The following is a 12,983-nucleotide window of genomic DNA, read 5'->3' on the forward strand; positions in this document are numbered from 1 at the left end:
TGCATTCCAATGTGGGAGCGAGCCGGCTCCGGGCGTCGTTCCGACGAAGGGGCCGGTAAGGCCTACTTCGGCCCCAGAATCTTCGCCAACTTATCCGGCGAAGGCGCGCCTTGCTGCTGTTGCAGCTCGCCCTTGTCATCCATGTAGAAAATCGCCGGGGTTGCCTGCAACTCCAGGTCTTCCATCAACTGCATGTTCGCCGCCAGTTTCATCTGAATCGCCGGCGGCACGTCCTTGAGGGCCTTGAGCGAACTCTCCTTGCCAGCCTTTTCGTGTTCTTCCAGCGCTTTGCCCGGATCTTTGGCCGCCAGCAACGCAGCCGATTTGCCCGGACTGTCTTCACGAATGATCCCGACCATGATGTGCCGCAATTGCACCTTGCCGGCCTTCACCCACGGCCGCGCCTGTTCCCAGAACACGTTGCAATAAGGGCAGTTCGGATCGCTGAACAGATACACCACACGCGGGGCATCTTTTTTGCCATCAGCGATCCAGTTGCTGGCCTCCATCTTGCCCCAGACTTCCTTGGCCATCGGTGCGTAAACCAGCTTCTGCAACGGTGCGGTGGTCAGGTCTTTGCCGTCGGCATCGTAGAGGTTGCCGAGCAATACATGCTTGCCATCCGGGGTCAGGTACAGCGCGATGCCACGGTTCTGGTATTGCGCTGCATAGCCGCGCAAGCCGTCGGGTGCATCGAACTGGCCGACGATTTTCGCGCCCTTGGCTTCGATCTTCTTGATCGCTTCAGGCAGTTCTTCAGCGGCCTGTACCGACGGCAGGTGCAGCAGGGCGGCGCCCAGGGTCAGCGTCAGCAGGTGGCGGAGGCGGGGCATGGCAGTTTCCTTGAAGAGGGGGACGGTGTGGCAGAAGGAGGTGTGTCGAAGTTTTCCAGGGCGCGGGCCAGACTGGCTTGCGAGAGTTCGCCCAAATGGCTGCCCAGCAGGCGACCGTCATTGCTATAGAACAGCGTAGTCGGCAACGCCATCGAACCCACGGCCTGACCCAAACGACCGCCGCCATCGAACAGCACGTTGGTCAGGCTCAGGCCCTGGGTTTCGAGAAAGGTGGCAACGCTTTGCATGCTTTCGGCCTGATTGACGAACAGGAACGTCAGGTCTGGTCGCTGTTGCTGGGCATTTTCCAGTACCGGCATTTCCCGACGGCACGGCGGGCACCAGGTGGCCCAGAGATTGATCACCAGCGGACCACCCTGGTAATCGGCCAGTTGCACGGTTTCACCGGCGGCATTGCGCAAGGTGATTTCCGGCAGGCGCGTGCCTTGTTCGTAAATGCTCAGGGAGACGGTCGCCAGTAACCAGAACGCCAGACCGCTGCCCACGCCGAATCCTAGTGGCCGGCGCAAACCCGGACGACGCCAGCCGCGATACAACGCCGCGAGCAGCAACACGATCGCCCCCGGCCAGGCGAGAAAGCCACCGTCGCGCAGGTCGATGATTTGCCACGGATCGTTGCGATAGTGCGCCCAGTAAACGGCGACGAAACTGACCCGGGCTGCCAGCATGCCCATCAGGAACAGGCTGAACAGCACCGACTCGGGGTTCTCGCCACCCCGCTTGGCCACCTGCCAGCCGACAAACGTCGCCAGCGCCAGGGCGCTGATCAGCAGCAGATGGTTAAGCGCGATGGCAAAGGTGCCGAGGGTGAAAGTCAGCATTAACGGGCGTCTCGGGTAGTGTTCCAGCGTTTCAGGAAGGTGTCGGCATCGACCTCGCCGGTGATGCGCTGACTGCGACGCTCTTCGCCGTCGGCGCCGATCCATAGAAAACTCGGTGGCCCCGGCACTTTATAACGGCCGAGCAGTTCGCGGCTGGCGGCATTGTCGGCGGTGACATCCAGCCGGAGCAAGCGCACATCGCTCAACGCTTGCATCACGTTGGCTTTGCCGAAGACCTGTTTTTCCATGACTTTGCACGAGACGCACCAGTCGGCGTAGTAATCCAGCAGCACCCACTGGCCCTGAGCCATGGCCGCGTCCAATTCCCGTTGCAGCGCTTGCGGGTCTTTGATCGTGGTGAAGGCCTCGTGGCCGACAGGTGCGGCGGCACTGGCCGTGTTTGTGCCGCGATAGACCTGCAGTGGTTGAAACAAATCGTCGCTACCGCCCGCTGCACCGATCACCAACAGACTGCCCCACAAACCCAAAAGCCATGAGCTGGCGCCGAACACGTGCGCCGTACGACCAAAACCGCTGGACTGACGCCAGGCGCTGTAAGCCGCCATCAACAGCAGTGCGCCGCACAAACCGATCCACAGCGATTCATTCAACACCGGGCGCAACATCAGTAACGCCGTAGCGAGGAACAGGAAACCGAAGATGCCTTTGAGCAGATTCATCCACGCGCCGGGTTTGGGCAAGAAGCGGTTGCCGATCGTCACCAGCAACAGCAGCGGTACACCGATGCCGATGCCCATGGCGAACAGAATCAGCCCGCCATGCAGCGCATTACCACTTTGCGCGATGTAGAGCAGGGCACCGGCCAACGGCGCGGTCATGCATGGACCCACCAGCAAACCGGACAAGGCGCCCAGCGCACCGGCGCCGACCAGATTGCCGCCACGCTGATTGCGCGACACGTTTTCCAGACGGTCGCGCACGGCCACCGGTAATTGCAGCTCGAAGAAACCGAACATCGGCAACGCCAACAACACAAACACCGCCGCGAAACTGCCTAGCAGCCACGGGTTTTGCAGCAACGCTTGCAGGTTCGCACCGAGCAACGCGGCCAACACGCCCATCGCCGCATACACCAGTGCCATGCTCACCACGTAGCTGCCCGCCAGGGCAAACCCACGTTTAGGCGTGGCGCCGCTGCCAACAACCAAGCCGGCCAGAATTGGCAGCATTGGCAATGAACAAGGCGTGAACGCCAGCAGCAGACCCAGGCCAAAAAACACTAGCAAACTCCAGCCCAGCGCCCGTTGTTGCAGGTCGCTGGCCAGGGTTTGATCCGGTGCTTCGTTGGCGGCGACCATGACGTCGCCGCCCAAATCCACCACCTGCGTCTGCGGCGGGTAACACAAGCCGGCATCGGCACAGCCCTGGAAACCCACCTTGATCTGACCGGTTGCACCGGCCGGGATCTTGAGTTCCAGACCCTGGCGGTAAACCTGTTGCTCGCCAAAGAACTCGTCACTGTGCGCTTCGCCTTCCGGTAAGACGGGATGCTGATCAACAGGCAAACCATCGAATTTCAGGCGTTTCTGATAAAGGTAGTAACCGTCGGTGATCTGCCAATAGAGCTGGGTTTCACCGGATTCAAGGCGTTCGGACGTGAAAGCGAACGCTTTTTCCACCGGCAGGAATTCAGGTTTTGTATCGAACGGATTGGTCCCTGCCTGGGCCAGACCCGAGATCAAGAGGACAAAAAATAGAAACAGACGACGCATGGGTAAGCCTTATCCCTGTGCAAGTGAGATGCACAATGGGAGGCGGCGATTAACCGATGATTAACCGCCCCACCGGACGTCGGCGAGTCCTCAGTCCCTCAGCAGTCCAGGCCAATTAACGTCATTGATTGTTATCGGGCCAGTCTCTGCTTTGTTATCTTTCAGGTTGTACCTGATGAATTCGTTGTTGGTGAGAAAGATGTAGTAATAAGTATCGATTAGAGGCGCGTCATTTTGCACTGCGCCTATAATTCGGTTTTTATACGGCGACAAGCCAGGCCATGAGTCAGGCGTAATTGGCAGGCGTGTTGTTTTTTTGGTTGTGTAGTTGAAGGTAATGTAGTGCCCGTCGTTTGTCAGAAAGCGGAATACGTTTTTGGGCGCGAAAGTATCCCACCAGGTGCCAGCGACGATAGTGTCAAAATAAGGCGCTAATGAGTGCCATATCGAGTTTTCAAGAAGGTAATTAGCAACAGGCTTGTCAAGGTCCTGGTCGTATTTGCAAACCATTGGTTTGCCAGTGGTGTTATAAAACAACCATAAAATGTCATCCCCCCCTCCCCATGAACCACCGAGTGCGCTGGAGGTGAATCCGAATCGCAGATTTTTTAGTTGGGCATGAACGGCTCCCCAATTATCTGCTGTGATGTCGGCAGGAAATCCCTTCTCTACGGTGTTGGAGCCAATATCAAATCGGGAATACTTATTAGTGTCTTTGAAGAAGAAATATATTTTGTCTTTTCCTGCGCGCCAATCAACGGCCACAAAATTTTTAAGTGCTTGCATGATCTGATTCCTTTCAGCTAATTGTGCGTTGCCGGATTATGTGTTGTCTTTCTCAACAGCAGGGCACGACTCATTGATAAATGTAGCGTGCCCCATTTTGAATGTTGAGCCATTGTTCAGCGTGGAAGCAGACCCGGCCATGTGCCTTCGTCGACGATGAATGGCCCCGATACGTGGTACTCATCGAAGTCATATATCAGGTATTTATTGTCGGTCAAGAAGATATAAAAGTACGTGTTGAGTAGCGGTTGGTCGTTCAGTACAGCGGTGATCATACGGTCCTTGTATTTTTCTAGTTGAGCCCATTTAGAACCTGTTAGGGGTTTGACCAAAAGTTTTTCGCTGTAAGCGTCGTAGATAAGATAGTTTCCGTCGTTCAGCAAGACCCAATAGGTGTACTTGCTGCCCACAGTTTCGTACCGCATGACGCCAATAATTCGGTCGAAGTAAGGTTTCAGCGGCGCCCATATGGTATGTGAAAGGGTCGTTTTGGTAAGGACCCTGTCGGTGCGCTGGTCGTATCTGCACACCGCCGGGGTATTGCCTTCGTAATAGAACAGTACGAGAAGATCACCTCCAGCCCCATCCCAATCAATTGCGGAAGTGTTGAATCCGAAACGCAGGTCTTTCACGTGCTGGCCGAAGTCAGGCCAGTTAACGTCGACACTGCAGGGATAGCCTTTTCCGACAGAGTTTTCCCCAAGATTGAAGCGAGAGTAGGTGTTTGTGTCCTTGAAGAAAAAATGAATGCGGTCCGCTCCATCACGCCAGTCGACGGCTACGAAGTTTTTCATTGTTGTCATTATCTGATTCCTTTCAGTTTAATTAAAAAGCGCCATGCCATCTATGCGCGGTTTTATGAGTTGTTGAACTGTATTGAAGTTGCTGTTTGCGTTATCAACGGCGCCACATTAACGTGTACTATTGATAATTAAAATGGGCGTCGATTGTTTGTGTGTTTCGAGTTGAAACTGGGGTGGTTGGTTTTCAGTGGAGTAAATAATAAAAAATTTTGCTGTTGCTATCTTCTTTATTGATCGCTCTGCGGCTCAACATTACGAATGTGCTTCTCGTCCGTCGATTCGATCGTCATAATTCGGGCTTAATCCTCGCCTGTTTGACTCGCGTTTTTGCTCATGGAGCTCCCATGCACGTACTGGTTTGTGAAGACGATGAGCTGATCGCCAGCGGCATTGTTGCCGGCCTCACCGCCCAGGGCCTGACGGTCGAGCACGTCGCCACCGCTTCGTCTGCGCGCGCGATGCTTAAGGTCGCTGAATTTGACGTCATGGTGCTCGACCTCGGTCTTCCCGACGAGGACGGCCTGAAGCTGCTGCAGCAGCTGCGTCACAACGGTCTGGAGATTCCGGTGTTGATTCTCACCGCGCGCGATTCTGTGACGGATCGCGTCGATGGCTTGCAAGCCGGCGCGGATGACTACCTGCTCAAGCCGTTCGATCTGCGTGAGCTTGCCGCACGCCTGCACACGTTGCTGCGCCGGGTAGCCGGGCGCAGCGTCAACCTGATCGAACATGGTGCCCTGACGTACGACCCCAGCAGCCGCGAAACCCTGCTCGGTGGACAACCGGTGGACCTGTCGCGGCGCGAGCAGGCGTTGTTGCAGGCGTTGCTGCATAACCGCGGTCGCGTACTTTCCACCGAGCAACTCAAGGACAGCGTCTACGGTTTCAACGACGAACTGGAAAGTAACGCCCTCAACGTCCACATCCATCACCTGCGGCGCAAACTCGGCAACGGCATCGTCGAAACCGTGCGCGGCCTGGGCTATCGCCTGGGCCCTGCTGATGGCGGAGAACACTCAAAGTGATGAGCCTGCGTTTGCGCCTGAGCTTGACCCTGGGCGCCGCTTTTGCCTTGATCTGGGCCCTGGCGGCGGCCTGGATGCTCAGTGACCTGCGTAATCAAATGATGTTTTCCCTCGACCAGCGGCTGGTGGCGTCAGCGCGAATGGTCGCCGGATTGCTGGAGCAATTGCCGGCACTGTCGAGCAAAGGCGAGGGCACGCATTTCAGCGCGGAGCAATTGAACATTCCCGGCGGCATGGCCTGTCAGGTCAGCTCGTTGCGTGGGGAAATTCTCGCCCGCAGTCACAGTGACCCTGAGCAAAAACTGGAAGCCGAGAAAATGGGCTTCCACGATCAGATGATCGACGGCGCGCCATGGCGCAGCTTTACGCTGGCGCGGGGCGATCTACGCATTACCACCGCCGACCGGCAAATTGAGCGCGAGGCGCTGAACATGTCCATTCTGCTGGCGGCGTCGGTGCCGGTCGGTGTGGCGTTGCTCGGTTGCCTGTGCTTGCTGTGGCTGGGGATCGGCCAAGGGCTGGCGCCGCTCAACCGAATGCGCGATGCGCTGATGCGGCGCAGCGCCGATTCCCTCGAACCGTTGCAGATTCAGCCGCTGCCCAGCGAGCTGCAACCGTTGCTGGACACCCAGAACCAGCTCCTCCAGCGGATCGGCAAAACCATCGAACGCGAGCGACGTCTGACCGGTGATGCGGCGCACGAACTGCGCAGCCCGCTGACCGCGATCAAGACCCACCTGCAAGTGGCGCGAATGACCGACGGCGCAGCGCGGGATCAGTCCCTGGCGCGGGCCGAAGAGGGCGCCGACCGCATGCATCGGACCCTAGAACAATTGCTGTTGTTGGCGCGGGTCGAGGGCAGCCTGTCGTTCGATGACGGCGTACAGTGCAGCGCTGAGCAAGTGGCGAAACTGGCGATTCAGGACGCCGCCAGCGGGGATCGGCAGCGAATCAAGCTGCAAATGCCGAGCAAATTCTCCAATGCGCCGGTGCAAATGCCCGCCGTGTTGTCGATTGCAGCATTACGCAACCTGCTCGACAACGCCCTGCGCCACACCCCGGGCGATGGGGCCGTGGAATTGAGCATGGAAACCACCGGCAATCGTGCGCGTTTTCTGGTTCGCGACCATGGGCCGGGGATTGCCGAAGAGGATTTGCAAAACCTGACCCAACGCTTCTGGCGCAATGGCCAGAGCACCGGTTGCGGGTTGGGGCTGGCGATTGTTCAGGCGATTGTCCAGCGTTGCGGCTGCACGTTGCGTTTTGACAGTCAGCCAGACGGGTTGCGGGTTGAGCTGACCATGCCATTGCAAACCCTTTAACCACCACCGCAAATCCCTGTAGGAGCGATGCAGTGGCAGGGCTTCATGCCTTTCCCATGCACAAAGCGTTGTCGAAGGTGTAAATCCTTGAGCCCCTGATGCGTTTCCAGAACAGGAAACCTTATTGAGGGGTCGAGAGATGTCAGTCGCTACCAGCCTTATCGAAGATCAGCCGGCCCGGATTGTCCCGGCGCCCGCCGAGTCGCTTTATCAATTCAACGAATCGCCGCTGCTGGCCCGTCAAAACCAGCAGGAATCCAATGCCCGCAGCTACCCGCGGCGCATTCCCCTGGCACTGAAACGCGCCAAGGGCATTTATGTCGAAGACGTCGAAGGTCGCCATTTCATCGATTGCCTGGCCGGTGCCGGCACGCTGGCGCTAGGGCACAACCACCCAGTGGTGATCGAAGCGATCCAGCAAGTGCTGATCGATGAGCTGCCGCTGCACACCCTCGACCTGACCACGCCGGTCAAAGACCAATTTGTGCAGGACCTGTTTGGCTTGCTGCCGCCAGCCTTGGCTGCCGAGGCGAAGATCCAGTTCTGTGGCCCCACCGGCACCGACGCGATAGAAGCCGCGTTGAAACTGGTGCGCACGGCCACCGGACGCAGCACCGTGTTGTCGTTCCAGGGCGGTTATCACGGCATGAGCCAGGGTGCATTGAGCCTGATGGGCAGCCTGGGGCCGAAAAAGCCGCTGGGCGCCTTGCTCAGCAGCGGCGTGCAGTTCATGCCATACCCCTACGATTACCGTTGCCCGTTCGGCCTTGGTGGTGCGCAAGGCGTGAAGGTCAACCTCAGTTATCTGGAAAACCTGCTGAATGATCCTGAGGCCGGCGTGCAATTGCCTGCCGCTGTGATTGTTGAAGTGGTGCAGGGCGAAGGCGGGGTGATCCCGGCTGATCTGGACTGGCTGCGTGGCGTGCGTCGTATCACCGAAAAGGCTGGCGTGGCGCTGATCGTCGATGAAATCCAGAGCGGGTTTGCCCGCACCGGCAAGATGTTCGCCTTCGAGCACGCCGGCATCATGCCGGACGTGGTGGTGATGTCAAAAGCCATCGGTGGCAGCTTGCCGCTGGCGGTGGTGGTTTACCGCGACTGGCTCGACACCTGGCTGCCGGGTGCGCATGCCGGGACCTTCCGTGGCAATCAGATGGCCATGGCCGCAGGTTCCGCGGTGATGCGTTATCTGGTCGAACACAAGGTGTGTGAACACGCAACTGCCATGGGCGAACGCTTGAGCGAACACCTGCGCATCCTGCAGAGGGACTTCCCGCAATTGGGCGACATCCGGGGCCGCGGCTTGATGCTTGGCGTTGAACTGGTCGACCCGACCGGCGCGCCGGACGCTCAGGGCCATCCACCGATATTTGCTCGTCTGGCGCCGCTGGTGCAGCGCGAATGCCTCATGCGCGGGTTGATTCTTGAGCTGGGCGGGCGTCACGGTGGCGTGGTGCGGTTCCTGCCGCCGCTGGTGATCACTGCTACGGAAATCGATCAAGTGGCCGAGATTTTCGGCCGGGCCATGACCGCAGCCACCGCCAGCCTCTAAATTTTTTCTCTCCTTGAACGTTCCTTCTACATAACAGCTGCGCACGCCGCGTAGCCCACCCTACAGCGATGGAGAAATACATGACTTCAGTATTCGACCGCGAGGACATCCTCTTTCAGGTCGTGGTCAACCACGAAGAGCAATACTCGATCTGGCCTGATTACAAAGCCGTACCGGCCGGCTGGCACACGGTGGGCAAGAGCGGTTTGAAAAAGGAATGCCTGGCTTACATCGAAGAAACCTGGACGGACATGCGTCCGCTGAGCTTGCGTCGCAAGATGGAAGAACAGGCGGCATTGGCTCACTGATTCACTGTGCAGAAAGAAGCCCGCTGGACCGAGAAGGCCAGCGGGCTTTTTCGTGTCCGGACTTTGTGTCGTCTATCAGGCCGCCTTCGCTGGCAAGCCTGCTCCTACATTGGATTCAAGGTGTGGCACAAATCCCCTGTAGGAGCTGGCTTGCCAGCGAAGAACGATAACGCGGTCCAACTGGCTTATGCTCCGCTCAACCCCTTGATCACCAAATCCACATTCCCCTCCAGCTCGGCCACTGGATCCGCCGCATCCACACTCAACACCACCAACCGGCTACCTGCCTCGGCAATCACCGCTTTCACGGCGTCCGAAGGCTGCCGATGATGCAACACCACCGCCACATTGTTCTCCTTCAACGTCGCACCCAACTGCTTGAGCGCTTCAGGCGTCCACTCGGCATCCGGCCGTGCATCAAGTCCGATCAGCTCCAGATTGAGCCCGCCAATCAAATAGCCGAAGTGATCGCTGAGGCTTATCACGCTAAGGTTGTCCGCACTGGCCAGCCGCGCTTCGCTGTCAGCGCTGAACTTGAGTAGTCGTTGCTTCAATGCAGCGAGGTTGGCCTCGATCCTGGGTTTGGCTTCTGGCGCCAGACGCACCAGATCAGCGGCCATCACATCGGCCATGCGTCCCATGTTGTTGCTGGAGAACCACGGCTGACTGTTCAACCCGTCGACCTTGTTATCCGGCTGCACGGCGATGCCGGGCAGGGCTCCGTCCACCGGGCGGGCGGCGTCGACCTCGATGATGCGAATATTGCTGCGACGGGAGATCGGGTACAGCGGATCATCCACCCACAGCGAACGCAGGCCGATCACGGCATCGGCGTCGGTGGCGAGTTTGGCCAGCGCCGGGGCACCGCGGCCGGTGAAGTAGGCGGTTTGACGGCTGCCGGGCAGGTTCGCCGGTGCAGCACGTTCAAGGTTGACGTCGGTGCCCTTGAGCAAGACTTCGCCCAACCCGTAAGTGATCGGCAAGGACGCCAGCACGCGCAGCGGTTTGGTTTTGTCCGCCGCAAAAGAGGTGTTGACCAGCCCGCAGAGGGCAACGGCCAGGGTCAGTTGACGCAGAGAAAAAGACATTTATCCGAGATTCCCTTTCAGGCTGGGGACGACACCGCGCGCGATGGCGGACAGGGCGAAGGCGATACCGGCCACCAGAATGATCGCGGCACCGGACGGAATCGGCAGATCAAAGACAATCGGCGCCAGAATCCCGCAAAGCGTGCTGACCGTGGCGATCAGCACCGAGCACCAGAAAAAGCCTTTCAGTGATTGACTGAGCAAACGCGCGGCCGCCGCTGGTATCACCAAGAGCGCGCCGACCAGAATCGCACCGATGACTTTCACCGCCGCCACGGTGATCAGCGTCACCAGAATCACAAACAGATAATCCAGGGTTTTCACCGCCACCCCACGCACCGCCGCCAGTTGCGGGTTGAAACTGGCCAGCATGATGCGGTTGTATAGCGGCAAGGCCAGCGCCATGACCAGCGAACCGACAATGGCCAATACCGCCAGGTCATTGCCGTTGACGGTCAACACCGAACCGAACAACACGTTTTCCAGAATGTGCACGTTGATCTTGCCCGCCAGAATCAGCAGCAGGCTCGCGCCCAATGCCAGCGACACCGACAGGAACACACCGATCAATGTATCCGGCGCCAGACCGGTGCGGTTGCGCAGGTAGTTGAGCAGAATGCCGAACAGCAGGCAGTAACCGAACAGGCTGCCATACGGCCCGGTGTAGGGTTCGCCGAGCAGAATGCCGATGGCCACGCCGGTCAGTGCCGCGTGACCCACCGCTTCGGAGAAAAACGCGAAGCGCTTGACCACCACCAACGTGCCCAACCCGCCCAGTACCGGGCCGATCAACAAGCCGGCGAGCAGCGCGTTGACCACAAATCCATAGGCCAGTGCCTCGGGCAGGTAGCCCGAAGACGCCCACCCCTGAACCATCAAACGAAAGGCTTCATAACTCATCACGTGGCGCTCCGTGGATGGGTGGAGAACAGGGTCAACAAGCGTTCTGGTGTCAACGCCTGTTTCGGCGTGGCATCGAACAACACCCGGCGATTGAGGCCGGTGACCCGATCCGCCAGACGCCCCACGGCTTCCAGATCGTGCTCGATCCACAGCACCGTGATGCCGCTGCGGCGCCAGTCGCGGAGCAGCCGTTCGAACACCTGAATACCGGCTTCATCCAGTGCCGACATCGGCTCGTCGAGTACCAGCAGTTGCGGTGCCGGGATCAGCCCTTGAGCCAGCAACACCCGTTGACGCTCGCCGCCGGACAGCGCACCCATACGCCGTTTGTGTTTGTCCTGCATGCCGACCCGTTCCAGCGCTTCACCAATCGCCGCCGCGTAATGTTTGCTCAAACCGAGAAACGCCGGACGGCGCTGGCACATGGCGGCCATGAAATCGTCGACGGTCATTGGCAAACCGCGATCAAACTCCAGGGCTTGCGGCACATAGCCGATGGTTCCGGGATCGCCCGGCCATTGCAGACTCAGGCGACCCTGATGCGGCATCTGTCCCAGCAAGGTTTTGATCAGCGAACTTTTACCGCCACCGTTGGGGCCGACCAGCGCATGCACGCTGCCAGGCGAAACCTGAAAGTTCACCTTGTCGAGGATCGTTGTGCGGCCGAGGGTCAGGCTGACATCGACGAACTCCAGCGTCGGCCCCGAAACCTGTGGGAGCGAGCCTGCTCGCGAATGCGGTGTCTCATTTAACGATGATGTTGACTGACTGGACGCCTTCGCGAGCAGGCTCGCTCCCACAAAGGATTCGGAGTCAGTTGGACCGGGGTTTTGTGCATTGATTATTTCTTTAGCGGTCATTGGCCGGACTCCTGTATCGCCCGGACCACGGTGTTGAGGTTGCCGGTCATTTCTTTTTCGTACTTGCCGGCGGTGTATTCGCCGTAGGAAATGTGCGACAGCGGATACAGCTTCACCCCGGATTCGCGTTGGATGGTGTCGACGTAGGTGGACGGGAAGTCCATCTCCGAGAAGATCACTTTCACGTCCAGCTCACGCAGTTGGTCGATGGTTTTTTTCAGCTGGCTCGGGCTCGGTTCGATGCTGTGGGCCGGTTCGACCACGGCGGTGACTTCGAGGCCGAACTCTCGCAGCAGGTAATCGTAAGCCGCGTGAACCGTGGCCACCCGCAGTTCGGCGTTTGGCGCCTGAGTCAGCTTCGCCAGGGCGTCGGCACGCATCTGCCGCAGACGTTTGCCATAGGCGCGGGCGTTCTGCGTATAGGTCTTGGCGTTGGCCGGATCGAGCTTGCCCAGTTCCCGGGCGATGTTGTTGACCTGAGCAATCGAGGCGCTGATCGACAGGAACGTATGCGGGTTCACCACCTTGCCGGCACCGCGTGCGGCAAACCCGGTGGCGGCCAGCAGCGGTACGTTTTCGTTGGCTTCGATCACCGCAATGTTCGGCGTTTCGCTGGCGGCGATCATGCGGTCGGCGAAGTCGTCATGGCCGACGCCATTGAGCACGATCACATCCAGCCCGCTGATGCGTTTAATGTCCTCGGCTCGGGGCTCATAGGCGTGTGGGTTGAAACCGGCGGGAATCAGCGGCACCACATCGGCCTTGTCGCCGACGATGTTGGCCACGTAGCTGTAATAAGGATGGAGGGTGATGCCGATGCGCAGTCGCTTGGCGTCGTCGGCATGGGTCAGTGGGGTCAGCAGGCAGGCCAGCAAGCCGACCCAAAGCAGGCGCAAAAAAGATGAAATAGGCATGGGAAAGCGATCTT

13 protein-coding genes are annotated in these 12,983 nt (G+C 58.9%); 4 read left to right on the forward strand and 9 right to left on the reverse strand.

Going from position 1 to position 12,983, the window contains the following annotated elements:
- Positions 1–62: 62 nt before the first annotated feature.
- From dsbG to ACWGZX_RS23045, 5 genes are all read right to left on the reverse strand, one after another.
- Positions 63–833, reverse strand: a complete 771-nt coding sequence (dsbG, locus tag ACWGZX_RS23025; RefSeq protein WP_452625548.1) for a thiol:disulfide interchange protein DsbG — start codon at positions 831–833, stop codon at positions 63–65.
- Entirely contained in the window at positions 809–1,675 is an 867-nt protein-coding gene (locus ACWGZX_RS23030) for a prolipoprotein diacylglyceryl transferase family protein (RefSeq protein ID WP_452625549.1), read from the reverse strand. Before ACWGZX_RS23030 ends, dsbG begins: the two co-directional genes overlap by 25 nt.
- Entirely contained in the window at positions 1,675–3,408 is a 1,734-nt protein-coding gene (gene dsbD, locus ACWGZX_RS23035) for a protein-disulfide reductase DsbD (RefSeq protein WP_452625550.1), read from the reverse strand. The genes ACWGZX_RS23030 and dsbD overlap by 1 nt, the downstream gene beginning before the upstream one ends.
- Before the next feature lie 90 nt (positions 3,409–3,498).
- Positions 3,499–4,194 carry a hypothetical protein gene (locus tag ACWGZX_RS23040; protein ID WP_452625551.1) on the reverse strand — a complete coding sequence of 232 codons (696 nt, stop codon included), beginning with the start codon at positions 4,192–4,194 and terminating at the stop codon, positions 3,499–3,501.
- A gap of 116 nt (positions 4,195–4,310) precedes the next feature.
- Entirely contained in the window at positions 4,311–4,997 is a 687-nt protein-coding gene (locus tag ACWGZX_RS23045; protein WP_452625552.1) for a hypothetical protein, read from the reverse strand.
- Between the two features lie 344 nt (positions 4,998–5,341).
- On the opposite strand from ACWGZX_RS23045, the gene ACWGZX_RS23050 reads away from it, so the two are divergent.
- The 4 genes from ACWGZX_RS23050 (at position 5,342) to ACWGZX_RS23065 (ending at position 9,204) form a co-directional block, all read left to right on the forward strand.
- Positions 5,342–6,022, forward strand: a complete 681-nt coding sequence (locus ACWGZX_RS23050; protein ID WP_223519294.1) for a response regulator — start codon at positions 5,342–5,344, stop codon at positions 6,020–6,022.
- Complete coding sequence (locus ACWGZX_RS23055) at positions 6,019–7,344, forward strand: ATP-binding protein (protein ID WP_452625553.1); 1,326 nt, start codon at positions 6,019–6,021, stop codon at positions 7,342–7,344. Before ACWGZX_RS23050 ends, ACWGZX_RS23055 begins: the two co-directional genes overlap by 4 nt.
- Positions 7,345–7,483: 139 nt before the next feature.
- Complete coding sequence (locus tag ACWGZX_RS23060) at positions 7,484–8,896, forward strand: diaminobutyrate--2-oxoglutarate transaminase (protein WP_452625554.1); 1,413 nt, start codon at positions 7,484–7,486, stop codon at positions 8,894–8,896.
- An 80-nt stretch (positions 8,897–8,976) separates the two neighbouring features.
- Complete coding sequence (locus tag ACWGZX_RS23065; RefSeq protein ID WP_223519300.1) at positions 8,977–9,204, forward strand: MbtH family protein; 228 nt, start codon at positions 8,977–8,979, stop codon at positions 9,202–9,204.
- A gap of 185 nt (positions 9,205–9,389) precedes the next feature.
- Here ACWGZX_RS23065 and ACWGZX_RS23070 read toward each other — a convergent pair whose 3' ends face one another.
- From ACWGZX_RS23070 to ACWGZX_RS23085, 4 genes are read right to left on the reverse strand one after another with little or no spacing between them, the layout of a single operon-like run.
- On the reverse strand, positions 9,390–10,292 hold the full coding sequence (locus tag ACWGZX_RS23070) for a metal ABC transporter substrate-binding protein (protein ID WP_452625555.1): 903 nt from the start codon (positions 10,290–10,292) through the stop codon (positions 9,390–9,392).
- Positions 10,293–11,192: a metal ABC transporter permease gene (locus ACWGZX_RS23075; RefSeq protein ID WP_027925783.1), complete on the reverse strand. Its 900-nt coding sequence runs from the start codon at positions 11,190–11,192 to the stop codon at positions 10,293–10,295.
- A complete protein-coding gene (locus ACWGZX_RS23080) occupies positions 11,192–12,055 on the reverse strand; it encodes a metal ABC transporter ATP-binding protein (protein WP_452625556.1) in 864 nt (287 codons plus the stop codon). Before ACWGZX_RS23080 ends, ACWGZX_RS23075 begins: the two co-directional genes overlap by 1 nt.
- Positions 12,052–12,969, reverse strand: a complete 918-nt coding sequence (locus ACWGZX_RS23085; protein ID WP_452625557.1) for a metal ABC transporter substrate-binding protein — start codon at positions 12,967–12,969, stop codon at positions 12,052–12,054. The genes ACWGZX_RS23080 and ACWGZX_RS23085 overlap by 4 nt, the downstream gene beginning before the upstream one ends.
- Between the last annotated feature and the right edge of the window lie 14 nt (positions 12,970–12,983).

It is taken from the genome of Pseudomonas sp. CLCA07, assembly GCF_053615335.1.